This window comes from Bradyrhizobium sp. RD5-C2 (assembly GCF_019972155.1).
GTDB lineage: Bacteria > Pseudomonadota > Alphaproteobacteria > Rhizobiales > Xanthobacteraceae > Bradyrhizobium.
In genome coordinates this window covers 276,219-297,888 of the sequence record NZ_BOVL01000026.1, presented here as the reverse complement: position 1 = coordinate 297,888, position 21,670 = coordinate 276,219, and the positions used below count along the sequence as shown (strand labels likewise).

At 64.4% G+C, this 21,670-nt stretch carries 22 protein-coding genes; 12 read left to right on the top strand and 10 right to left on the bottom strand.

The window, feature by feature from the left end; translation table 11 throughout:
- Positions 1-48: 48 nt before the first annotated feature.
- A complete protein-coding gene (locus tag BraRD5C2_RS33155; protein WP_223975589.1) occupies positions 49-1,074 on the bottom strand; it encodes an ABC transporter substrate-binding protein in 1,026 nt (341 codons plus the stop codon).
- 167 nt (positions 1,075-1,241) lie between these two features.
- On the opposite strand from BraRD5C2_RS33155, the gene BraRD5C2_RS33150 reads away from it, so the two are divergent.
- The gene (locus tag BraRD5C2_RS33150; protein WP_223975587.1) at positions 1,242-1,691 is read left to right on the top strand and encodes a cupin domain-containing protein; all 450 of its coding nucleotides are present in this window, start codon (positions 1,242-1,244) and stop codon (positions 1,689-1,691) included.
- Between the two features lie 228 nt (positions 1,692-1,919).
- Positions 1,920-3,245 (top strand): 4Fe-4S binding protein, encoded by a 1,326-nt coding sequence (locus BraRD5C2_RS33145; RefSeq protein WP_223975585.1) that lies wholly within the window; start codon positions 1,920-1,922, stop codon positions 3,243-3,245.
- Positions 3,246-3,364: 119 nt separating this feature from the next.
- Here the strand turns inward: BraRD5C2_RS33145 and BraRD5C2_RS33140 are convergent, their stop codons facing one another.
- Together BraRD5C2_RS33140 and BraRD5C2_RS33135 are read right to left on the bottom strand one after the other, a co-directional pair.
- Complete coding sequence (locus BraRD5C2_RS33140) at positions 3,365-4,075, bottom strand: SDR family oxidoreductase (RefSeq protein ID WP_223975583.1); 711 nt, start codon at positions 4,073-4,075, stop codon at positions 3,365-3,367.
- A gap of 34 nt (positions 4,076-4,109) precedes the next feature.
- Complete coding sequence (locus tag BraRD5C2_RS33135) at positions 4,110-5,000, bottom strand: SDR family oxidoreductase (RefSeq protein ID WP_223975582.1); 891 nt, start codon at positions 4,998-5,000, stop codon at positions 4,110-4,112.
- Between the two features lie 92 nt (positions 5,001-5,092).
- Between BraRD5C2_RS33135 and BraRD5C2_RS33130 the strand changes: the two genes are divergently transcribed.
- Complete coding sequence (locus BraRD5C2_RS33130) at positions 5,093-5,941, top strand: helix-turn-helix transcriptional regulator (RefSeq protein WP_223975581.1); 849 nt, start codon at positions 5,093-5,095, stop codon at positions 5,939-5,941.
- 112 nt (positions 5,942-6,053) lie between these two features.
- A complete protein-coding gene (locus BraRD5C2_RS33125; protein WP_223975580.1) occupies positions 6,054-6,329 on the top strand; it encodes a hypothetical protein in 276 nt (91 codons plus the stop codon).
- A 76-nt stretch (positions 6,330-6,405) separates the two neighbouring features.
- Here BraRD5C2_RS33125 and BraRD5C2_RS33120 read toward each other — a convergent pair whose 3' ends face one another.
- Together BraRD5C2_RS33120 and BraRD5C2_RS33115 are read right to left on the bottom strand one after the other, a co-directional pair.
- Positions 6,406-7,191 carry an ABC transporter permease gene (locus BraRD5C2_RS33120; RefSeq protein ID WP_223975579.1) on the bottom strand — a complete coding sequence of 262 codons (786 nt, stop codon included), beginning with the start codon at positions 7,189-7,191 and terminating at the stop codon, positions 6,406-6,408.
- Positions 7,191-8,006 (bottom strand): ABC transporter ATP-binding protein, encoded by an 816-nt coding sequence (locus tag BraRD5C2_RS33115; protein WP_223975578.1) that lies wholly within the window; start codon positions 8,004-8,006, stop codon positions 7,191-7,193. Before BraRD5C2_RS33115 ends, BraRD5C2_RS33120 begins: the two co-directional genes overlap by 1 nt.
- 170 nt (positions 8,007-8,176) lie before the next feature.
- Between BraRD5C2_RS33115 and BraRD5C2_RS33110 the strand changes: the two genes are divergently transcribed.
- Entirely contained in the window at positions 8,177-9,100 is a 924-nt protein-coding gene (locus tag BraRD5C2_RS33110) for a ketopantoate reductase family protein (RefSeq protein ID WP_223975577.1), read from the top strand.
- A gap of 33 nt (positions 9,101-9,133) precedes the next feature.
- Here BraRD5C2_RS33110 and BraRD5C2_RS33105 read toward each other — a convergent pair whose 3' ends face one another.
- Together BraRD5C2_RS33105 and BraRD5C2_RS33100 are read right to left on the bottom strand one after the other, a co-directional pair.
- A complete protein-coding gene (locus tag BraRD5C2_RS33105) occupies positions 9,134-12,910 on the bottom strand; it encodes a C2 family cysteine protease (RefSeq protein ID WP_223975576.1) in 3,777 nt (1,258 codons plus the stop codon).
- A 396-nt stretch (positions 12,911-13,306) separates the two neighbouring features.
- The gene (locus BraRD5C2_RS33100; RefSeq protein ID WP_223975575.1) at positions 13,307-14,116 is read right to left on the bottom strand and encodes an IclR family transcriptional regulator; all 810 of its coding nucleotides are present in this window, start codon (positions 14,114-14,116) and stop codon (positions 13,307-13,309) included.
- A gap of 128 nt (positions 14,117-14,244) precedes the next feature.
- Here BraRD5C2_RS33100 and BraRD5C2_RS33095 point away from each other — a divergent pair, with 128 nt between their 5' ends.
- Genes BraRD5C2_RS33095 through BraRD5C2_RS33065 form a run of 7 tightly spaced genes read left to right on the top strand, consistent with a single transcriptional unit; the run spans position 14,245 to position 20,153 of the window.
- The gene (locus BraRD5C2_RS33095) at positions 14,245-15,474 is read left to right on the top strand and encodes an ABC transporter substrate-binding protein (RefSeq protein WP_374708076.1); all 1,230 of its coding nucleotides are present in this window, start codon (positions 14,245-14,247) and stop codon (positions 15,472-15,474) included.
- A gap of 57 nt (positions 15,475-15,531) precedes the next feature.
- Positions 15,532-16,881: an aromatic ring-hydroxylating oxygenase subunit alpha gene (locus BraRD5C2_RS33090; RefSeq protein ID WP_223975573.1), complete on the top strand. Its 1,350-nt coding sequence runs from the start codon at positions 15,532-15,534 to the stop codon at positions 16,879-16,881.
- Positions 16,878-17,684, top strand: coding sequence for an SDR family NAD(P)-dependent oxidoreductase (locus BraRD5C2_RS33085; RefSeq protein ID WP_223975572.1), 807 nt, complete (start codon positions 16,878-16,880; stop codon positions 17,682-17,684). The genes BraRD5C2_RS33090 and BraRD5C2_RS33085 overlap by 4 nt, the downstream gene beginning before the upstream one ends.
- Before the next feature lie 31 nt (positions 17,685-17,715).
- Positions 17,716-18,309: a 3-phenylpropionate/cinnamic acid dioxygenase subunit beta gene (locus BraRD5C2_RS33080; RefSeq protein WP_223975571.1), complete on the top strand. Its 594-nt coding sequence runs from the start codon at positions 17,716-17,718 to the stop codon at positions 18,307-18,309.
- Positions 18,310-18,324: 15 nt separating this feature from the next.
- Positions 18,325-18,519, top strand: coding sequence for a hypothetical protein (locus BraRD5C2_RS33075; protein WP_223975570.1), 195 nt, complete (start codon positions 18,325-18,327; stop codon positions 18,517-18,519).
- A 23-nt stretch (positions 18,520-18,542) separates the two neighbouring features.
- Positions 18,543-18,938 carry a hypothetical protein gene (locus BraRD5C2_RS33070; protein WP_223975569.1) on the top strand — a complete coding sequence of 132 codons (396 nt, stop codon included), beginning with the start codon at positions 18,543-18,545 and terminating at the stop codon, positions 18,936-18,938.
- A gap of 15 nt (positions 18,939-18,953) precedes the next feature.
- Positions 18,954-20,153: an FAD-dependent monooxygenase gene (locus tag BraRD5C2_RS33065; protein WP_223975568.1), complete on the top strand. Its 1,200-nt coding sequence runs from the start codon at positions 18,954-18,956 to the stop codon at positions 20,151-20,153.
- Between the two features lie 32 nt (positions 20,154-20,185).
- Here BraRD5C2_RS33065 and BraRD5C2_RS33060 read toward each other — a convergent pair whose 3' ends face one another.
- From BraRD5C2_RS33060 to BraRD5C2_RS33050, 3 genes are all read right to left on the bottom strand, one after another.
- Positions 20,186-20,455, bottom strand: a complete 270-nt coding sequence (locus tag BraRD5C2_RS33060) for a DUF3551 domain-containing protein (RefSeq protein WP_223975567.1) — start codon at positions 20,453-20,455, stop codon at positions 20,186-20,188.
- Positions 20,456-20,531: 76 nt separating this feature from the next.
- Positions 20,532-20,804, bottom strand: coding sequence for a DUF3551 domain-containing protein (locus tag BraRD5C2_RS33055; RefSeq protein ID WP_223975566.1), 273 nt, complete (start codon positions 20,802-20,804; stop codon positions 20,532-20,534).
- A 41-nt stretch (positions 20,805-20,845) separates the two neighbouring features.
- Positions 20,846-21,556 carry a hypothetical protein gene (locus BraRD5C2_RS33050; RefSeq protein ID WP_223975565.1) on the bottom strand — a complete coding sequence of 237 codons (711 nt, stop codon included), beginning with the start codon at positions 21,554-21,556 and terminating at the stop codon, positions 20,846-20,848.
- Positions 21,557-21,670: the final 114 nt, after the last annotated feature.

Here is a 21,670-nt window from a genome sequence, read left to right as displayed (position 1 = left end):
GGGCATGATCTCTTCGCAAAACCGCTTCACACTTTTGCGGATCATGCCCTACTTCGCGCTTCCGGTCGTCTTCTTGACCTGATCCACGAACTTGTTGGTGTAGGTCTTGGTGACGTCGATGCCGGCCTTCGCGACCTCCGGCGAGCCCTCGCTGAACACCGCGAGCACGGCTTCGGCGCCCTTGGGATCCATCTTGCCGGTCTCGGAATACATCGGGATCGTGTTCTTCAGCGCGGCCAGATATTGCTCCTTGTTCTTGCCGACAAGCTCCTCCGGCATCTTGGCCATGATGTCCTCGGCCGAATGCGAATGGATCCAGGACAGCGTCGCCATGATGGCATTGGTCAGCGCCTGCACTTCCTTCTCGTGGCCGTTGACCCAGGCTGTGGTCGAATAGAGCGCGCCGCCGGGATATTCGCCGCCGAACACCGCGAGCGTGTCGTGCTGGGTGCGGGTGTCGCTAAGAATCTTGAGGTCGGCGTGGCTGCCTTGCAGCACGGTGACAGAGGGATCGAGCATCACGGCGGCATCGATCTGGCCCTGCTCCATTGCGGCCACCGCGGTGGCGCCGAGGCCGACGCCGATCACGGCGGTGCCTTGGGGATCAAGGCCGTTCTTCTTCAAGAGATACTTCAGAAAGAAATCGGTCGAAGAGCCCGGCGCGCTGACGCCGACCTTCTTGCCGGCAAGATCTTTGATCGAGTTGATCTCGCCGGTGTGCTTCGGCGAGACCACCAGCACGAGGCCGGGATAGCGGTCATAGACCACGAAGGCCTGCATCTCCTGCTTCTTGGCGGCGATATTGACGCAGTGGTCGAAATAGCCGGAGACGACGTCGGCGCTGCCGCCGAGCACGGCCTTCAGCGCATCCGAGCCGCCCTTGAGATCGACCAGCTCGACCGCAAGCCCGGCCTTGTCGTATTCGCCAAGCTGCTTGGCCAGCACGGTGGGCAGATAGCACAGGCAGGCGCCGCCCCCGACCGCGATGGTGATCTTGCTTTGCGCCGCGGCAAGGCCCGTGGACAGGGTCAGCGCCAACAGCGTTCCGGCAAGCTTGCCCAGCAGTTTGTTCATGACGTCCTCCGTTCGACTGGCCGGCAAGATAGAGGAGCAGGCCTGCCCTGAGAAGGCGACTTTCCGGTAACTGGTCAAGCCTGCGGCCCCGGCATAGCATCGCGGATACAGGAAAACACCGAAGAAGCACCAAGAATATTTCAAGGGAAACACCAAGGGAGGCCTTCATGAATCGTCTTGCAACCGCGCTGTCGATTGCCACTGCCTTTGCGGCCGGCTGTGGCGTCACCCATTTGCTGCGGCCGGCGCTCGCGGCCGAGAGCATCACCGCGCAGGTCATCCACACCGGCGAAATGGAGGGCGACAAGCTCGGCGACGCCAACAAGGTCGGCTTCCGCTCCAAGACGTTCGTCTCCGCCGACGGCGCCACCGTCTCGATCCAGGACGGCAACGTGCCGAAGCACATGCACCCCAACACCAACGAGATGCAATTCGTGCTCGAAGGCACCGGCACGGTCTGGCTCGGCGACAAGGAAGTGACGGTCAAGCCGGGCGACCTGATCGTGATCCCGAAGGGCACGCCGCATGGCGGCAACAAGCCGAACGGCCGCGCCATCAAGTCGATCGCGATCAAGACGCCGCCGCAGGCGCCTGACGATACCAAGCTGCTGGATTGAAGCGGGTGCGTAGGTGGGTTAGCGAAGCGTAATCCACCGACTTCGTGCCGCACAGAAGATGGTGGGTTACGCCTTCGGCTAACCCACCCTACGATTGCACAATCCTCCGCCTTCAGGGTCGCGCACGCCCAGCGCAGTTCCATTACATGACGATTGACAGATAATTCACTTGCCTGACGTCGGCCTGCTCCATAAGATGATAATCGTCATTTTATAGAGAGCGGGACCATGAGCCTGGACGATCACCCCACGGTCAGGGCGGTGCGCGCGCGCGGCAGCCAGCACGTTCACGACGTCCCGGTCTCTTCGGAGCTGCTCAAGCGGATCGCGCGGGAGTGCGGAGCCGATGACGTCGGCATCATCGAGTTCGACCGCGCCGCCATCGCGCCGCAGCGCGACTTCATCCGCAAGGTCTACGGCCGGACGCGTTCCCTGCTTGCGATCGTGTGCCACATGAACCGCGAGCCGGTGCGCTCGCCGTCGCGCTCGGTCGCCAACGAGGAATTCCACGGCACCTACGACCACGTCAACGAAACCGCGCGCGCCATCGTCCGCGCGCTCGACGAGCACGGCATCCCGGCCTGCAACTCAGTCGCCGCCTTCCCGATGGAGATGGACCTGCCCCGGATCATGATGGTCCAGCACAAGCCGATCGCGGTGGAAGCCGGCCTCGGGCGGATGGGAATCCACCGCAGCATCATCCACCCGAAATTCGGCAGCTTCGTCCTGCTCGGCACCGTCCTGCTCGGATCCGAGGTGGACGCCTATGACCAGCCGATCGACTACAACCCCTGCCTGGAGTGCAAGCTGTGCGTCGCCGCCTGCCCGGTCGGCGCCATCAAGCCGGACGGCGGCTTCGATTTCCTGTCCTGCCACACCCACAATTATCACGACTTCCTCGGCAACTTCACGCAGTGGGTGGAGAAGGTCGCGGATTCCAAGGACGCCAGGGATTATCGCGCCCGCGTCCCTCGCACCGAGACGCTGAACATCTGGCAATCGCTGTCGTTCAAGCCGGGCTACAAGGCTGCTTATTGCATCTCGGCCTGCCCTGCTGGCGAAAATGTGATCGGACCGTTCCTGCATGATCGTGACGCGCATTTCTCCGAGGTGGTGCAGCCACTGATCGACAAGGACGAGTTCGTCTATGTGATCCCGGATACCGATGCCGAGGACACGGTGACGCGGCGGTTTCCGCACAAGAAGGTCCAGCATGTCACGTCCGGCCGCCATACCGGCAGCATCCAGTCCTACATCTTCTCGCTCTCGCTCGGATTTCAGCGCGGCAGGGCGCGCGGCCTGGATTTCGTGACGCATCTGCGCTTCACCGGGGCAAGCGCGCTGGACATGACAGTCGTGATCAAGGGCAAGGATCTGCAGGTGGTGCCGGGGCGTCATGTCGGAGATGCGGCTTTGACCATCACCGCCGACACCCAGGCATGGCTGCGCGTCCAGAACCGCGACCTCGAACTTGCCGACGCGGTTGCCTCGGGGCTGGTGAGCTATAACGATGAGAAGCTGTTCGCTGCCTACATGCGGTGCTTCCCGCTCTGAGCCACTGCGTAGGGTGATCTCCACGTCATTGCGAGCGAAGCGAAGCAATCCATCTGTCCGTGCACGCAGGTAGATGGATTGCTTCGTCGCTTCGCTCCTCGCAATGACGGCGTCGTGCGTCACACCAGCAGACCACCGCCATCCACCGGAAGAATCTGCCCGGTCACGTAGCTGTTCAGCATCAGATAGACATAAGCCGCGGCCGCCTCGCCCGGCGACGCCGCGCGCGGCAACGGCAAGACTGCCACGTAGCCGCGCACCCTCTCCTCCGGCATCTGCTTGACGCGCCCGGTGAGAACGAGCCCCGGGCAGACGGCATTGACGCGGACCGGCGCAAGATCGACGGCAAGGCCGCGAGCCAGGCTCTCCATGGCCCCCGCGGCCGCGGTAACAAACGGCATCCCCTTTTGCGGACGGTGTGCCAGCAGGCCGCCGGTCAGCGTGATCGATCCGTTCGCAGCGATCACACGGCTGGCGTGCTTGACCGCCGCGAGCGAGCCCCAGAAACGAAGAGTGAGCGCCTCGCGCGCCGCAACGAGATCGAGATCACGCGTGGCACCGAACGCCGGGAGGCCCTGATCGCCCGCCGTGATCGCGAGATGGTCGAAGGCGCCGACCTGGTCGAAGAAGCGCGACACGCCGGCTTCGTCCCGCAGATCGACGGTCATGCCCGCAGATCCCGGCAGCCGCGCGACCGCGGCATCGACGTTGGCCGGTTTGCTGGAAGCAATCACCACCTCCGCGCCCTGCTCCCGCGCGAGCGCGGCGACGGCAAAGCCGATCCCCGACGATCCCCCGATTGCGATCACGCGCTTGCCGTCGAGCGACATCTTGGCGTCTGTCATGGTCGGTACTCCGGCGCGCTCACGCGAAATAAGCGGGGTGATCGATATCCGCGATCAGCCCGGGCTGCTGCGGCTGCCAGTCGAGCCGCGACCGCGTCCGCGCGCTCGAGGTCGGCACATCGAAGGCGACGAACCTGCCGAACATGCCGAAATGCTCGGCCGCCTCCTCTGAAGACTTCGACACCAGCGGAACGCTGAGCCGGCGGGCGATGACCTCGGCGATCGCCTTGAACGGCACGCCCTCGTCCGCCACGGCATGGAACGGACCGCCGTCGACGCCGCGCTCGAGCGCGAGCCGGTAAACGCGAGCTGCATCGAGACGATGCACGCCGGGCCAGCGATTCTGTCCCTCACCGATATAGGCAGAGACGCCCTTCTCGCGCGCAAAGGCGACGAGCCGCGGCACGAAGCCATGGTCGCCATGACCATGCACCGAGGGCGGCAGCCGTACCACGGCGGCATGCACGCCGCGCGATGCCACCGCCATCGTCGTCGCCTCGGACGCACGCGGATAAAGCTCGGAGACCGGAATCGGTGGATCGTCTTCGGTCGCAACGCGGCCCTGCGCCACCCGAGCGACGCCCGATGTCGTGATCAGCGGACGCTTCGAGCCTTCGAGTACGGCACCCAGCGTCTCGATCGCGCGCCGGTCGTCCGCGCAGTTCTGCGCAAACTTCGAGAAGTCGTGGTTGAAGGCGCAATGGATCACGGCGTCGGCCCGTGCAGCGCCGCTCTTCAGGCTGTCGAGATCCTCCAGCGTTCCGTAATGAACCTCGGCGCCGGCGGCAGCGAGCGCTTCCGCGCCCTTGTCGGAACGGGTCATGCCGAGCACCTGATGGCCGCCAGCAATCAGATCATTGGTAACAGCCGAGCCGACCCAGCCGGTGGCTCCAGTGACAAGCACGCGCATCAGCAAGTCTCCAGGTTTTGCTGGAGACAAACCTGGGCGGTCCGGCTATCGTGGTAAAGTAGTGACCTTATCATGGTATAATGGCTAACAGGATGAGCGAACCGCTCGCGCATGAGAACCAGCTCGGCGCCTACCTGAAGGATCGCCGCAGCAAGCTCGATCCTGCGACGTTCGGTTTTCCGCCGGAGCGACGGCGCACGCCAGGCCTGCGCCGCGAGGAAGTGGCGCAGCGCGCCAACATCTCGGCGACCTGGTACACGTGGCTCGAACAGGGCCGCGGCGGCGCGCCGTCGGCCGATGTGCTCGACCGCATCGCGCGGGCGCTGATGCTGACCGATGTCGAGCGCGAGCATCTGTTCCTGCTCGGCCTCGGCCGCACGCCCGAGGTGCGCTACCAGAAGAGTGAAGGCGTTTCGCCGCGGCTGCAGCGCGTGCTCGACGCGTTGCTGCCGAGCCCCGCCGTGATCAGGACCGCGACATGGGACATCGTCGCCTGGAACCGGGCGGCGACCGTGATGCTGACGGACTACGGATCGCTGCCGCCGCGCGAGCGCAACGTGCTGCGCTTCATGTTTCTCGATCCGCGCGTCCGCGCCGCGCAGCACGACTGGGCAAGCGTGGCGCGCTTCGTGGTCGGCGCCTTCAGGGTGGATGCGGCGCGTGCCGGCGCTGCCGCCGAGGTGCAACCGTTTGTCGACGAGCTCTGCCGGCTCAGCCCGGAGTTCGCGGCGCTATGGCGCGACAACGACGTGCGAACCCATGGCGAGGGCGTCAAGCAGCTCCGCCATCCGATCCTCGGCCCGGTCAAGTTCGAATATTCGGCGTTCGCGGTCGACGGCCGGTCCGACCTCAGCATGATTGTCTACAATCCTGTTGACCCCGACGTGACGGAGAAGATCCGCGGGCTGATGGATACCGCGCCGGCGCACGAACGCGCGTGACCGTCGCGCGCTTCTCACAAACCGAAACGCAAATTGAGTCGCTCCTCCGACACGACCTCAGGTATAGTCGCCCACCCACCGACCCAACGGTGGGATTTGGGAGAAGATAGCCATGAAAGCCTCGTTACTCCTCGCGGGCCTAGCTGTCGCAATCTTGTCGATTGCCCCCGCAAATGCCGAGACCAAACCCAAACTCGCCAAGCAAGCAGCCGCGGGACCGGGCTGCTCAGTCTCCGGTACCTGGCCCAATCCTACCCCTGTGGTTTGCTGGCCGGAGGGCGTCAAACGTTTCCACAACTTCAACGAATGCAGGGAATCCTTTCTGAAGCTTGGCTTCGATACCGCCGGCATCTCTTGGTTCTGCACCAGCCAAGGATACAAGACCTGACGGTTTCGCAGCCGGAATACGTAGAGGCCGCCTTCGTTCGCGGCCTCTTTCGTTCCGAACGTGCCAAGCTAGTGGGTTAATCCCGCGCCACCGCAGTCGGCCGCCAGACCAGCAGCCGCTTCTCCACGGCAGTCACCGCCATGTCGATCAGGATGACGAAGGCCGACAGCACGAACATGCCGGCGAACACGCCGGCGACGTCGAACACGCCTTCGGCCTGCTGGATCAGGTAGCCGAGGCCGGCGGCGGAGCCGAGATATTCGCCGACCACCGCGCCGACCACCGCAAAGCCGACCGAGGTGTGCAGCGAGGAGAACATCCACGACAGCGCCGAGGGCCAGTAGACGTGGCGCATCAGCTGCTGCTCGTTCATGCCGAGCATGCGGCCGTTGTCGAGCACGGTGGTCGGCACTTCCTTGACACCCTGATAGACGTTGAAGAACACGATGAAGAACACCAAGGTCACGCCGAGCGCGACCTTGGACCAGACGCCGAGCCCGAACCACAGCGCGAAGATCGGCGCCAGCACCACGCGCGGCAGCGCGTTGACCATCTTCACATAAGGATCGAACACCGCGGCGACGCGCGGCTGCCGTGCGAACCAGAAGCCGACCAGGATGCCGCTGCCTGAGCCGATCACGAAGGCCAGGATCGATTCCCATAGCGTGATCGCCAGATGCTTCCAGATCACCCCGCTCGAGAACCACTTTACGATTTGGCTGAAGACGTCGACCGGATTGGAGAAGAAGAACGGCGGCAGCAGCACCTTGCCGAAAACAGGCACGGTGGAAAACAACTGCCACAGCGCCAGGGTGACGACGGCGACCAGAACCTGCAGGGCCAGCAACGTGATGCGCGACATCAGGCGGCTCCCGCCTGCGTCGACTGCACATAGCCCTTCATCACCTCGTCCTTCAGCACGCCCCAGATCTCGCGGTGCAGGGCATGGAAATCCTTCTCCATCCTGACTTCGGCGATATCGCGCGGCCGCGGCAGCGTGATACGCCAGTCGCCGATGATGCGCGCGCTGGGCCCAGCCGACATGATCACGACGCGGTCGGCGAGCGCGATCGCCTCCTCGAGATCGTGGGTGACGAACAGCACCGCCTTGCGGTCGGCGGTCCACAATTCCAGCAGCAGATTTCCCATGATCTGCCGGGTCTGGGCGTCGAGCGGGCCGAACGGCTCGTCCATCAGCAGGATCTTCGGATCGCGAATCAGGACCTGCGCCAGCGCGACCCGCTTGCGCTGGCCGCCCGACAGCATATGCGGATAGCGGCCCGCGAAGGCGCCGAGCCCGACCGAGGTCAGCCATTGCTGCGCGCGCGCCAGCGCATCGGCGCGCGGCGTGCCTCGAATCTCGAGCCCGATCGCGACATTGTCGATCGCGGTCTTCCACGGGAACAGCGCATCGGCCTGAAAGAGATAGCCTGCGTCGCGGTTGAGGCCAGTGAGCGGCTGGTCGAAGATCCGCGCCGACCCGGCCGCCGGTTTCAACAGCCCCGCGGTGACGTTGAGCAGCGTCGACTTTCCGCATCCGGTCGGGCCGACAATGGCGACGAACTCGCCATGATCAACCGTAAGATTGGCCTGCTCGACCGCGGTATAGACGCGTCCATCCGCCAACCGAAACGCCACCGTCGCACCATCAAGCGCGACCGCCGTCGGCTCCGTCATCGCCACCCATTCCTCCCGAACATCAGCAGATGGCTTAGCGGTTCGCCCGGACAAGTTCAACGCAGGAAGAAGGCGGAGGCTGCGGTCACGCAGTTTTCAGACAAGCCGGGTTGCGCATCGCACCGACTTCGTTGAGGCTGCGGGCCAAAGCGTGGGACAAGGAGACTATCATGCGGATCGCAGTGGTCGGCGCCGGAGGCGTCGGGGGCGGTTTTGGTGCGGCACTGGCGCATGCTGGAGCCGACGTCACCTTTATCGCGCGCGGCGCGCACCTCGCCGCCATGCGCGGCGAAGGTCTGAAGGTTCAGGGCGGCCGCGGCGAAACCCACCTGGTCCCGACCCAGGCGACCGACGACCCCGCAAGCGTCGGCCTGGTCGATATCGTGCTGTTCTGCGTCAAGCTGTGGGACGTCGAGAGCGCCGGCGCGCACATCAAGCCGATGGTCGGTCCCGACACCGCGGTGATCCCGCTGCAGAACGGCATCGACGCGCCCGACCGGCTGATCCCGATCCTGGGCCGCAACGCCGTGATGGGCGGCGTGGCGCAGATCTCCGCCTCGATCATCAAGCCCGGCGTGATCAACCAGGTCGGCACCTTCATGCGGATGATCTTCGGCGAGCTCGACGGCCGCATCACGCCGCGCGGCAAGGCGCTGCTGGAGCTCTGCCTGAAGGCCGGCTTCGATGCGACGCTGAGCGAGCAGATCAACACCGAGCTGTGGATGAAGTTCGTCGGCCTCGCCACCAATGCCGGCATGACCGCGGTCACACGCCAGCCGATCGGCAGGCTGCGCGACGATCCCGACCTGCGTCCGTTCTTCGTCTCGGCCTGCGAGGAGATCATCGCCGTCGCTCACGCCAGCGGCATCAAGCTGCCGCCGGATCCGCTTGCGAAAGTGCTCGACTTCATCGGGCACGCACCGCCGGCGATGAAAGCGTCGATGGCGCTCGATCTGGAGCGCGGCAACCGGCTCGAACTGCCCTGGCTAAGCGGCAAGGTGGTCGAGCTCGGCCGCAAGCTCGGCGTGCCGACCCCGACGCACGATTTCCTCTATGCCGTGCTGAAGCCCTACGCGATGGGCACGCCGTCGTAAGCAGGCAACCGCGCGCCGAAGCAGCCGCGCCGCTCACGCATGTTGCGGCGGGGCAAGCGTGGCGACCTGATCGGGATGAACCGTAATGCTCGTGCCGCCATGTCCATCGCTCGCGGCAACGAAGGTGGAAGCCATGTAGTTTCCGAGCAGAGCGATGCTGGCGGCGTGCACGCCGTCCGAGACCGAGAGCGATCCGCCCGCGGTGTTGCCGGCAAAGCCCACGGTTTGCCCAGCCGCAAAACTGATATTGGCGAAATCGATCGCGTCGGCCCCCGTCATGCCGGCGACGGTGCCGGAGAAGTCGGCGGGGTCATCGAGCTTCAATGTCCCGGAACTTGATGCAAAGGAGATTTGCGCCGAGCTCGAAGACGCAAGCTCGAGGGTCTGTCCGGCTGGAATGATCGAGGGATCGCTGATCGTGAAGGCGCTGGACCAGGCGCCCCAGACGGTTCCGTCATTGGCTTTGATCCAGAGCGTGTCGGTGCCCGATCCGACGTGATACGCGAGTTGGGAGAGCTGCGAGGCCGCGACGACGTTGTCCTGATTTGCTCCCAGCGCAACGCCGTTCAGCGTGAAGTAGCCGTTGCCGCCTCCGCTATTCCAGACATCATACGAGTTCGCGGAACTGCCGAACGGATCCGAATAAGTGAAGAGCGAAGACACCGAAAACGTCTGGCCTTGAACGGACAGCGTGTTTGAACTGGTCGGAGTCAACACCGGACCCGTGTCCACCGGCGCAGTCACGGTGAAGGCACTTGACCACGCTCCCCAGACGGTGCCGTCGTTCGTGCGGACCCACAGCGTGTCCGCGCCCGAGCCGGATTGATAGCTCAGCGACGCCAGCTGGGCCGCCGTGACGTAGTTGTCCACGTTGGGCGCAAGCGCCACCCCGCTGAAGACAAAATGCCCGCCACCTGTGCCCGTGTCCCAGACGTCATATTGTGTCGCGGCGCTGTTGAACGGATCGCTGTAGGTGAACAGCGAGGAGGCCGCATAGCTCTGACCGTGACTGGCAACGATGCTCGACACCGTTTCAACGGGTCCGCTGTCGAAGGGACCATTGACGGTGAAGGCGCTCGACCACGCCCCCCAAACCGTGCCGTCATTGGCCCGGATCCAGAGCGTGTCGGTCCCCGAGCCGGATTGATAGGTCAATGACGACAGCTGCGCGGCCGAAATGTAATTGTCCTGATTGGCCGACAGCGCCGACCCGTTCAGAAGGAAGTGCCCGCCGCCTGTGCCCGTATCCCAGACGTCATATTGGGTCGCAGCACTGTTGAACGGATCGCTGTAGGCGAACAGCGACGAAGCCGCATAGCTCTGGCCGTGCGGCGCGACGATGTTCGACACTGTCTCAACGGGTCCGCTGTCGACCGGAGCATTGACGGTGAAGGCGTTCGACCACGCGCCCCACACGGTGCCGTCATTAGCGCGGATCCAAAGCTTGTCGATGCCGGAGCCCGACTGATAGGTCAGCGACGACAGCTGGGCGGCCGTGATGTAATTGTCCTGATTGGCCGGCAGCGCCACGCCGTTCAGAACGAAGCTCCCTCCGACGGTGCCGCTATCCCAGACGTCATATTGGGTCGCGGCGCTGTTGAACGGATCGCTGTAGGTGAACAGCGACGAGGCTGCATAGCTCTGGCCATGAGCCGCGACAATGTTCGACACCGCCTCGACGGGCCCGGTGTCGACCGGCGCATTGACGGTAAAGGGGCTCGACCACGCTCCCCACACGGTGCCGTCATTGGCGCGGATCCAGAGCGTGTCGATGCCGGAGCCGGATTGATAGCTCAACGAGGCCAGCTGGGCGGACGTGATGTAGTTGTCCTGGTTGGTGGGAAGCGCCACCCCGTTCAGAACGAAGTGTCCGCCACCTGTTCCTTTGTCCCAGACGTCATACTGCGTTGCAGGATTGCTGAACGGATCGCTGTAGGAGGAGAACAAGGACGAGGCCGCGTAGCTCTGGCCATGCGCTGCGACGATGTTCGACACCGCCACGACGGGACCGCTGTCGACCGGCGCGGTGACCGTGAAGGCGTTCGACCACTGTCCCCACACCGTGCTGTCGTTGACCCGGATCCAGAGCGTGTCCACACCGGAGCCGGATTGATAGGTCAATGATGAGAGCTGCGCGGCCGTGATGTAGTTGTCCTGATTGGCGGCAAGCGCCACCCCGTTCAGGACGAAGTGGCCGCCACCGGTGCCGCTGTCCCAGACATCGTATTCGGTGGCAGCGAGGCCGAACGGGTCGTAATAGGTGAACAGCGACGACACGGCAAAGCTCTGGCCGTGCGTTGCCGTCACGTTTGCGGCCGACACCATGGGCCCTTGCGGGGTTGCCGTAAATTCGGTCCAGGCGCTCCAGAATACGCCGTTGAACGCCTCCACCCACAGCTGGTCGCTCGCGGGACCGAACTGATAGGCAATGCTGGACCACTGTGAAGCAGCGACGTCGATCTCGACCCCGTTCGCCTGCGCCACCCCGCCCACGGTGAAGTGCCCGTTACCCGTGGAGTTCCAAAGCGCATATTCGATGATGGGCAGAGAACCGCCCGTCGTATAGAACATGGACGACGCTGCAACCGATGTTTGCACGCGGCCGGTTATGTTTGACGCGACCACCGTGGGCGCGACGTCGATGGCGCCGGAATTGTCGATGACGAAGTCGCCGCCCTCGCTGGCGATCTGTGTCAGCGAGACTTCAAACTGCACGTCCCAGTTTTGGCCGGAATAGCTATTTCCCCATGGATTACGGACGATGAAATTGCCCGTCGCGCTGTCATAGCCGACGACCCCGAAAGCATGGTCCGGGACCAGCTGGATATTTCCGGCGCTGTCATACGTGTACGGAGACGTTGAGGGAATCTCGAGGATGACATCGTCGTGGTTGGAGAGTGCTGCGATATAGACGGACTTGTTGCTGTACCAGGAGGATGAACTGCTCAGATAATAGTTGACGCTCGTCGCGTCGGTCAGATTCTCGAAGACATCCGTCGGGGGATCGGCAGAGATGTTGTTGTAGCTATTGACGGCCGGGTGTCCAATCTGTCCCGACGAACTGAGCTGCGCGTAGGCCTTTTCCACCAAGGCAACCCACATCGCCGTGGGTTGCTCATTGTAGTTGTGGCCATAGTCAAGTTCGGTGCCCTTGACGACTGGAAACTCGTCATTGACGGTCTCCCATGTCTCCTGACCATTGACATAGAAGCGCACGCCATAGGTGCCGTTTCCATTGTCCACGATCATGGAGCTCATGACCTGAGGATGAAAGACGACGACGTCGATCAAACCCGACATCAGCTCGCAATCGCCGTCTGCTCCCTGACAGATGTCGTTGACGGTGGCTGCGCCCGCCGAAGAATACAGCGGTCCGGTAACCGTGCTGTAGCCCTGCAATGTCCAGCCGCTCGCGCCTGCATCGGGCGGCAAGGTTGGGTCCGGAAGGTCGGTCCCCTGAAACCACTTTCCGATCAGCTCCGACATCTGCGTCGATGTCGTGCCGACCTGCAGATTGCCGAGCGTGATGTGAGCAGTGCCGCCCCCTGTCCAGGTGGCGTTCGCCGGATTCCCATCAACGAGCTGGTTGAAGAGATGGGAGACATAATCCGATGTGTAGAGGCCGCTGTTCAGATTGGCCGCAATCAGCTGCAGCGAGTTCAGCTCATTCGCGGTGACACTCCCGCGATTGGCGACATCCGCCAGCAACTGAATGGCTTCAGCATCGGTGAAAACGCCGTCCGCAGCAAAGTTGAGCATGTCGGACTTGACGCCACTGTCGACCAGAGAATTGACCCAGCTTGCCGTCATAGAATTCCTTCGCAAATCATGACGCGATACGATTGCTGTCGGCCAGGCCTGTCCTGGCGAGGTTGCGCGCGTCCCGTCGCGACGAATGCAGCAATAGATTGCGTAACTATCGCCATAGTTGTGAACGAATTCGGGACGCGTGTCGATCTTGCCGACCGCTGCCGACGGCCAAACAGCTCGCATGATCGTGAAGATTCGTTAACGTCTGCCTGATGCGCCGCCACCACCCGGGGACCGCGGCAGGGTCTAGCCCCGACCGCCGCGCCGGGTTCCCAGGGAAGCCGGACCTGTTTCGATCGTCCGGGTTCTCTCCGGCGCTTCACCCGCGCCGGCGTCCCTTCGATCCCCGGCTCGCGCGGCATGAAGGCAGGCGGAGCGCCGCCGGCCCGATCGAAATCACGCGCGTTGGGGAGTGGCCGGCTCGGCACCCTGAAATCCCAGCAGAACCGAAATCTGCCGGCCGGCCTCGCGCACCAGCCCGGAAAATTCCAGCAGCTTCTGCTCGTCGATGCGTGCGCCCGGTCCGTAGAGGCCGACCGAACCGACGACGTCGCCGCGGTGATCGAAGCAGGGCGCGGAGACCGCGACCGTGCCGGCGAAGATCTCGCTGTGGCTGGTCGCGTAGCCGTTGCGCCGCGCAAATGCCAGGGCTTCCTCCAACCGCGCACGGTCGGCGCTGTCCGGTATGGTGGCAAGAAGCTCGGCCTGCCGCGCCGGGTCCATGAAGGCCAGCATCGCCTTGCCGGTCGAGCCCCGGGTCAGGCTCAAACTGTCGCCGACGCCGCGGCTGATCGAGAGCACGTGACGGCTCTGGCATTCGAGGATGCAGATGCCGCGATCCTCCTGCACGCGGAACAGCGCGGCGGTCTCGCCGGTCGCCTCGCGCAGGCCTTCGACAACCGGGCGTGCAATCACGACGACCTCAAGCCCCGTCAGCCAGACATGGGACAGCTTCATCACGCCGTGGGACAGCCGGAAGCGCTGTGGGTCGCCTTGGGCCTGGATCAGGTCGCGCTGCGCCAGCGTCTGCAGCAGGCGATAGAGCGTCGGCCGGCTCAGCCCGACGCGCTTCTGGATCTCGATCACGCTCATCGCCGGCTGATCGGGCGTGAAGCATTGCAGGATCGCGATCGCGCGGTCGACCGCCCGCACGCCTGACACGCCCTGCTCCGCGTCCTGAGCTTCCGCCGTCGGTTTCTTCGCCATCCGTCCACATCCGCAAATTCGACAGGGCGCGCTGCATCCAGCGCACTTGACCAATCGGCCTGCCCGGATACTATCTCATATTATGAGAATGATGTCCACTAGATGGACACAGCAAAATGACGGGAGGATTGGAATTGCTTCAGACTGACGCCACGCGCAGATGGTCCGCGATCGCCGCGCTGATGCTGTCGACGTCGCTGGCGTATGCCGCGCCGGATGGCTCGGGCATCTCCGACGGCGTGGTGCGGATTGCGGTCCTGGGCGATTACGGCAGCGGCCGCGATCTCGGCGGGCCGGGCTCGGTGACCGCCGCCAGGCTTGCCGCCGCGGATTTTCACAACAAGGTGCTGGGCAAACCGATCGAGATCATCTCGGCCGATCACCAGAACAAGCCCGACGTCGCGGTCGGGATCGCGCGGCAATGGTTCGACGTCGAGCATGTCGACGCGGTGACCGATCTTGCCGTGAGCTCGGTCGGCCTTGCGGTTGCCGGACTTGCGACGCAGAGCAACCGGACCGCACTGGTCTCGGGCGCAGCGACCTCCGATTTGACCGGCGACAAATGCTCGCCCGTCATCACGCATTGGGCCGACGACACCTACGCACTGTCGGCTGGCCTCGTCGGCGAGCTGAGCCGCCGCGTCGGCAAGGAATGGTTCTTCGTCGCGGTCGACTATTCGTTCGGCACCGCCATGGTGAAGGATGCTTCGCGCGCGGTGACCGATGCCGGCGGCAAAGTCGTCGGCGCAGTGCGCTATCCCTTCAACACCACCGACTTCTCGTCCTTCCTGCTGGCGGCGCAGAATTCCGGCGCCAAGGTGGTGGCACTGGCCGGTACCGGCGCCGACACCGTCAACGCGGTCAAGCAGACCCACGAATTCGGCCTGCAACAGGGCGGGCAGACCATCGTCGGCATGCTGACCTTCATCTCCGACGTCCATTCGATCGGCTTGCGCGATGCGCAGGGCATGTACATCGCGTCCCAATATTATTGGGATGACGACGACGGCAGCCGCGCCTTCGCCAAGCGCTTCATCGAGATCGAGAAGCGCGAGCCGACCAAGCTGCAAGCCGCCATCTACGCCGCCGTGCGGCATTATCTGAAGGCGATCGAGGCCGGCGGCAGCGACGAAGCGAAGGCGGTCAATGCCGAGATGCGCAAGCTGCCGGTCGATTTCTTCGGCCGCCCCGCGCACATCCGAAAGGACGGCCGCGTCGTCTACGACCTGTCGCTCTATCGCGTGAAGAAGCCCGAGGAGAGCAAATATCCCTGGGACTACTACCAGAAGATCGCGGTCATTCCCGGCGACAAGGCATTCCGCCCCGAGGGAACGGGCGGCTGCAAGCTCGACAAATAGGACGCACCATCATTCGCCGCGACGCACGGTCGCGCAGGGAAGAACAAGGAGACGCCGATGCCGCTTCGCAACGATTTCGATCAGCTTGTTGACATCAAGGGCGGCTTCATCAGCCGCGAGATCTTCGTGGACGCCGATATCTACCGGCAGGAGCTCGACAAGGTCTTCACCCGCGCCTGGCTGCTGGTCGGCCACGAAAGCCTCGTGCCCAATCCCGGCGACTTCTACACCTCGCGGATGGGTGAGGAATCCGTCATCCTCTGCCGCGACAAGAAGGGCGAGATCCACGTCTTCCTGAATTCGTGCCGGCACCGCGGCATGAAGGTCTGCCGCTACGAGCAGGGCAACACCTCGCTGTTCACCTGCCCGTATCACAGCTGGACCTACACCACCGACGGCAAGCTGCAGGGTGTTCCGCTGCACCGGACGCTCTATGACGGCGTGCTCGACCGCGAGGCCAACTCGCTGGTCTCGGTGGCGAAGCTCTGCAACTACAAGGGCTCGATCTGGGCGACCTGGGACAAGGATGCGCCCGACTTCATCACCTATCTCGGCGATGCCAGGATCCATCTCGACCAGGCGCTCGACTGCCGCGACGGCCGCGAGGGCGGCTCCGAGGTGATCGGCGTCCACAAATGGGTATTCCCCGCCAACTGGAAATTCGCCGCCGAGAATTTCCTCGGCGACACCTATCACAATCCGAGCCACCGCTCGGTCGATCTGATCGGCATCGGGCCGAGCGCTGCGGCCGGCAAGAAGGGCCGCCGCGACGACGAACTGGAGAAGGCACAGCACGTCTGGATCAGCTTTCCGGGAGGCCACGGCGTGCACAGCGCGATCCAGCCGGAAGCCAACGAATACACCGAGTCCTTCCTCGACAATCCGATCCTCGAACAATACTTCCGGCACTGTTTCGAGGAGCGCAAGCGGCGGCTCGGCGAAGGCGCGCGGCTGCTGCCCTTCGTCGGCACGATCTTCCCCAACACCTCCTATCACGGTCGTCAGCCTCGCGGACTTTGCGCCTGGCATCCGCACAGCCCGACCTCGACCGAAGGCTGGCGCTTCTTCCTGGTCGACAAGGACGCGCCACAGGAAGCCAAGGACTATCTGCGCCACTACTACATGCGTTACTCCGGCCCGGCCGGCATGACCGAACAGGACGACATGGAGAACTGGCTCTATGCGACCGCGGCGAGCACCGGCACGGTCGCGCGGCGCTATCCCTTCAACTATCAGCAGTCGATGGGTGCCTACGTGAGCGATCATCCGCTCGGCGGCGATGTCTCCACGCAAGTCACCGAGCAGATCGCGCGCGGCTTCTATCGCCGCTGGTCCAGCTACATGCAGGGAAGCGGCTGGCACGAGCTGCTCGGATCCCCCGCAGGCAACCGGGAGGCCGCAGAATGACCGCGCCCCGAAAAACCGTCCTGGTCAGCGGCGGCACCTTCGGCATCGGCCGCGCGATCACGCTCGGCCTCGCGCGCCGCGGCCATGCGGTGGTGGCGTTCGGCCTCGAGGCGCCGCAGGTCTCGAGCACCGCACAGAACGCCATTCCGGCCCTGCGCGAGGAGCTCGATCGCGAAGGCCTGTCCGCCGAATTGATGGAAGCCGATGTGTCGCAATCGGGTGATGTCGGCAGAGTGGTCGCACAGGCCATGGCGCGGTACGGCCGCATCGACGGCGTCGTCAACAACGCCGCGATCGGCCCGCTCGGCACCGTGCTCAACACCGACGAGGCGCTGTTCGATCGCATTATCGCCGTCAATCTGAAGGGACCGTATCTCACCAGCCGCGCGGCGATCCCGCACATGATCACGCAGGGCGGCGGTTCGATCGTCAATATCGGATCTGGCGCCGGCTGGGGCAAGCCGAACATGGCGGTCTACAGCGCGAGCAAAGGCGGCGTCGTCGCGCTGAGCGCCGCGATGGCCTACGATTTTTTCCACCAGCGCATCCGCGTCAACACCGTGATCCCTGGTGGTGGCGGCATCGTCAGCGGCATGAGCCTTGGCCGGGTCGGCGGCGATGCGGCGCGCTTCGGCAAGGGCGCACCGGGCACCGCCGCGGGCCGGGTCGCCGCCGGCGACGACATCGCCAATGTCGTGGCCTTCCTGCTGTCGCCGGAAGCGGAAACGCTGTCCGGCACCGTGATCGACGTCGGCTGCTTCGCGCAACAGGGCGGGCCGATTCCACCCGCCCCGGCAACCTGACAACCCCGCGATCCCCGATGAGGAGATGCCGATGACGATGACTGTTCAGGATCACGACAAGCAAGCGCAGGCTGCCGGTGCCACGATCGAACGTTCGGCGGCCTACTACCGGCTGAAGGCCGATGTCGAGGATTTCTACTACCACGAGGCCGACCTGCTCGATGACCGGCGTTTCCGCGACTGGCTCGCGCTGCTCGCCGAGGATGTCAGCTACTTCATGCCGATCCGCCGCAATGTAAAATTCGGCCAGCAGGCCGCACGCGAGAACACCAAGCGCGGTGAAGGCATCAGCTGGTTCGACGAGGACAAGTGGACGTTGACCAAACGGGTCGAACAGATCCTGACCGGCGTGCACTACGCCGAGGAGCCGCTGTCGCGGATCACGCACATGGTCAGCAACGTGCAGATCAAGGGCGCGCGGCCGGATATCGCCGCGGCGCGGGAGCTCGATGTCACGAGCCGCTTTCTCGTCTACCAGAACCGCGTCGAGTACGAGACCTACATCTTCGTCGGACGCCGGAACGACGCGCTGCGCCTGACCGACGACGGCTGGAAGGTCGCGAGGCGCGAGATATTGCTTGAACAGAATATCCTGCTGGCCAAAAATCTCACCACGTTCTTCTGAGCAAGGTGTGGTGCGATGATTGACGTGACGGCGATCAAGGTCGGGACGCGGCTGAAACTGGAGGCTGATATCGTCGCCGGGGTGGTGGAGAACATGGACGACGGCCAGTGGCTGCAGGTGCGTTATCTGGAGTCCCCTGCCCGTCCGGGCGATGTCGGCACGGTGGAGCTTTGCCATGCCCAGGACGTCGTCGAGGTGCTCAGCGACTAGTTCCAGCCAACGGACCATCGATCATGCTGCGATTTGAATACATGCCGAGCGATTTCCATCCGCTGTTCCTGTTCCTCGGCGAGGCTGCGGATCTTGCCGCGCTGGCAAGTCTGTTGCGGCGCTTTGCAGAGAATCCGCAAGCCGCTGCCGTGGCGGAGCACATTCCCGGCGCCGTCTCGCGCAACGAATTGGTGCTCTTGCCCGCCGACGAGCAATTCGGCATGCGCGATCTCGGCGGCCGGTTTGCCTGGAAGCTGACCGATTGGCAGGCCGAGCGGATCGCCGAGCGCATCGAGCTCTTGACGCCTGAGGATAACAAGTCCGGCTCGGAGCTCGTCGAGATCGGCAGCGAGGGTGAGATCCCGGTCAAGATCTCGCGTGGCGAGTTCACCGATGACTTCCTTGTCACGCGCAGATAGCGGCGGATGGATCGCGTGAACGCAAACCGCAGGCCAAAAGTCCTGATTGCCGGCGCCGGGATCGGCGGCCTCGTCGCGGGGCTGGCGCTGCTGCAGCGTGGGATCGAGGTTGAGATCTTCGAGCAGGCATCGGAGCTGCGCGAGCTCGGCGCCGGCGTCCAGCTCAGCGCCAACGGCACAAGCGTCCTCATTGCGCTCGGCCTCGAGCCACACATGCAGGCGATCGCCTGCGAGCCCTCGGGCAAGGAGATCCGGCTGTTCAGCACCGGGCGGACCTGGAAGCTGTTCGACCTCGGCGCCTCCTTACGGGCGATCTATGGCGCGCCGTACTGGATGGTGCATCGTGGCGACTTTCACCGCGTGCTGGTCGACGCATTCAATGCACGGGCACCAGGACGTCTGCATCTCAACAGCCGCTGCGCCGGATTTGACGAGGACGGTGACGGCATCCGGCTGCATCTCGCCAATGGCGAGTGGCGCCGCGGCGACGCCGTGATCGGCGCCGACGGCGTGCACTCCGAAATTCGCCGGCAGATTGGCGGCGACACAAAACCATTCTTCGCGGGTGTGGCCGCCTGGCGCGGCCTGGTCCCGATGCAGCGGCTGCCGGCGAGCCTCAGGCGCGACGTCGGCACCAACTGGGTCGGCCCCGGCGGCCATGTCATCACCTATCCGGTGCGCCGCGGCGAGCTGTTGAACTTCGTCGGCATCTTCGAGGGCGAAAGCTGGTCGGTCGAGTCGTGGACCGAACGCGGCACGCGCGAGGCCTGCGCCAATGCCTTTGCCGGCTGGCATCCGGACATCCATACCATCATCGACAACCTCAATATTCCCTACAAATGGGCATTGCTTGGCCGCGACCCGCTCGGTCGCTTCGCCGTCGGGCGGGCCTGCGTGCTCGGCGACGCCGCGCATCCGACGCTGCCGTTCCTGGCCCAGGGTGCCAACATGGCGATCGAGGACGGCATGGTGCTGGCTCGCTGCCTCGAATGCTTCCCGCCCGAAGAGGCGTTGCAGCGCTATCAGGCCGCGCGGCTGACGCGGACGAACATGATCGTGACGAAGTCCGCCGAGAATGCCAGGCGCTTCCACAATCCGGCGCTCGCCGATGCCGCAGGCGCCGACGCCTATGTCTCGCGCGAATGGCAACCGGACCGGGTGCGCGAGCGCTATGATTGGCTGTTCACCTACGACGCCTTGAGCGTGCCGGTGTGAGGCAGGCGTCCGACCAGCCTCGTGCGCGCGCGTCAGTGGGCGTGATGGCGGCGATGCGCCCGGCGCTTCGGAGGCGGCGGCGGCGCAAAGAAGGGATTCACCGAGCACATCGCGCCCCGGCCCGACGCGCTCGCTTGGCATTGCGGAATCGAGGTGAAGCTGCAGTCGATATAGTTGCCGCCACCGAATCGGCCGCCATAGACGTGCATGCACACCGGATAGTTCGGATCATAGGCCTGCCCGGCGGCAGGTCCTGCCAGGGCGACCGCAAATGCGGCGATCGCGAACAGTTTCAGGCGCATCGGTCTCTCCTTGTCGTTCGAAGGCTTCCCCGCAACAGCCGGAGCTGGTCAACTGCGCTGGCGACGCGACGGCGCCCTAGTCGGCGGGCTGGCGCTGTCGTTGCCCCCGCTCCCTGGTCGGCTTTTTTGGGCCTTTGTAGTAGGGATTGACCGAGCATGTCGCCGATCGTCCCGACGCCGTCGCCTTGCATTGCGGAAGCGACGTGAAGCTGCAATCGATGTACTCGGGCGTCAGCCTGCCGCCATAGACTTCCAGGCAAACCGGATAATTCGGATCGTACATTTGCGCGGCGGAGGGCGAGGCGATGCCAACGCCGATGGCGGCGATGATGGCGAATTTCAAGCGCATCGAATTCTCCTCGAGCTTGCTCCGCAACGCCGGGCGCGCGGCTATCGCTGTTCGCCGGCCGGCTTGCCGTCGTCCTCACCGAGACAACGGATCATGAAGGCCGTGGTGTCCCGCGGCAGAACCTGCGCGGCCCGCGCCTTGAGGCGGCATTCGAGCTGCGCGATCTGGCGCGCCCGTTGCCGTTCCGACGGCAGCGTCGATTGCCGCAGCCGGCGCAAGGTCATCGGCGAGCCGTCCGACTCGAAGCTCAGCTCGTACCGCTTGCCGTTCTGGTCGGTGGCGGCGCAGGTGATGGTCGACACCTGCCGCGTGATGAAGCTTCCGACCTGACGGCAGGAGCCTGTCGACATCTCGACCAGCGGCACCGGCAAGCCATCGACACGCGGACGGTCGCTCGACTTCAGCAACATGCGGTCGACCGCGAGCTCGAACAGATTGTCCTGGGTGCGCTCGGTGCTCTCGCCGGAGAACGAGACGATATGGCTCTTGTCGGCGGGATCGTCGAGCACCACGGTGAACTCGGAACGGCCGCGCAGGGTGTGGAAGTAGGCCACCGCCTTGCAGGTATAGCTGCGGCCGGCGACGCTGACATTGCGGCAGGTGCCCGACATCAACGCATACAGGTCGACGTCGTAGACCGGGCCGGCGGCCACGGCGAGCGCGGGCCAGCACACGATAGCAATCGCAATCAATTGAGCGAAACGGGAGATCATGCTGAAACGATCGAGAACACGGTCAATGGAGAGGTCCATGGCGCAAGGTCGCCGATTTCCACGGACTGTGCAACGATGAAGCGGGCCGAAATGTGGACGCTCCGCAATCGACCGGGGAATGCAGGCGAGCCGTGCTGAAAGGCCGCGCCGCTG

Excerpts from the sequence above, each read along its gene's own strand:
- BraRD5C2_RS33085 (WP_223975572.1), top strand. The coding sequence starts at position 16,878 with ATGACCGCGCCCCGAAAAACCGTCCTGGTCAGCGGCGGCACCTTCGGC.
- BraRD5C2_RS33115 (WP_223975578.1), bottom strand. The coding sequence starts at position 8,006 with ATGACGGAGCCGACGGCGGTCGCGCTTGATGGTGCGACGGTGGCGTTT.
- BraRD5C2_RS33120 (WP_223975579.1), bottom strand. The coding sequence starts at position 7,191 with ATGTCGCGCATCACGTTGCTGGCCCTGCAGGTTCTGGTCGCCGTCGTC.
- BraRD5C2_RS33105 (WP_223975576.1), bottom strand. The coding sequence starts at position 12,910 with ATGACGGCAAGCTGGGTCAATTCTCTGGTCGACAGTGGCGTCAAGTCC.
- BraRD5C2_RS33155 (WP_223975589.1), bottom strand. The coding sequence starts at position 1,074 with ATGAACAAACTGCTGGGCAAGCTTGCCGGAACGCTGTTGGCGCTGACC.
- BraRD5C2_RS33130 (WP_223975581.1), top strand. The coding sequence starts at position 5,093 with ATGAGCGAACCGCTCGCGCATGAGAACCAGCTCGGCGCCTACCTGAAG.
- BraRD5C2_RS33055 (WP_223975566.1), bottom strand. The coding sequence starts at position 20,804 with ATGCGCTTGAAATTCGCCATCATCGCCGCCATCGGCGTTGGCATCGCC.
- BraRD5C2_RS33070 (WP_223975569.1), top strand. The coding sequence starts at position 18,543 with ATGCTGCGATTTGAATACATGCCGAGCGATTTCCATCCGCTGTTCCTG.
- BraRD5C2_RS33110 (WP_223975577.1), top strand. The coding sequence starts at position 8,177 with ATGCGGATCGCAGTGGTCGGCGCCGGAGGCGTCGGGGGCGGTTTTGGT.
- BraRD5C2_RS33125 (WP_223975580.1), top strand. The coding sequence starts at position 6,054 with ATGAAAGCCTCGTTACTCCTCGCGGGCCTAGCTGTCGCAATCTTGTCG.
- BraRD5C2_RS33100 (WP_223975575.1), bottom strand. The coding sequence starts at position 14,116 with ATGGCGAAGAAACCGACGGCGGAAGCTCAGGACGCGGAGCAGGGCGTG.
- BraRD5C2_RS33080 (WP_223975571.1), top strand. The coding sequence starts at position 17,716 with ATGACGATGACTGTTCAGGATCACGACAAGCAAGCGCAGGCTGCCGGT.
- BraRD5C2_RS33060 (WP_223975567.1), bottom strand. The coding sequence starts at position 20,455 with ATGCGCCTGAAACTGTTCGCGATCGCCGCATTTGCGGTCGCCCTGGCA.
- BraRD5C2_RS33090 (WP_223975573.1), top strand. The coding sequence starts at position 15,532 with ATGCCGCTTCGCAACGATTTCGATCAGCTTGTTGACATCAAGGGCGGC.
- BraRD5C2_RS33135 (WP_223975582.1), bottom strand. The coding sequence starts at position 5,000 with ATGCGCGTGCTTGTCACTGGAGCCACCGGCTGGGTCGGCTCGGCTGTT.
- BraRD5C2_RS33075 (WP_223975570.1), top strand. The coding sequence starts at position 18,325 with ATGATTGACGTGACGGCGATCAAGGTCGGGACGCGGCTGAAACTGGAG.
- BraRD5C2_RS33150 (WP_223975587.1), top strand. The coding sequence starts at position 1,242 with ATGAATCGTCTTGCAACCGCGCTGTCGATTGCCACTGCCTTTGCGGCC.
- BraRD5C2_RS33140 (WP_223975583.1), bottom strand. The coding sequence starts at position 4,075 with ATGTCGCTCGACGGCAAGCGCGTGATCGCAATCGGGGGATCGTCGGGG.
- BraRD5C2_RS33050 (WP_223975565.1), bottom strand. The coding sequence starts at position 21,556 with ATGGACCTCTCCATTGACCGTGTTCTCGATCGTTTCAGCATGATCTCC.
- BraRD5C2_RS33145 (WP_223975585.1), top strand. The coding sequence starts at position 1,920 with ATGAGCCTGGACGATCACCCCACGGTCAGGGCGGTGCGCGCGCGCGGC.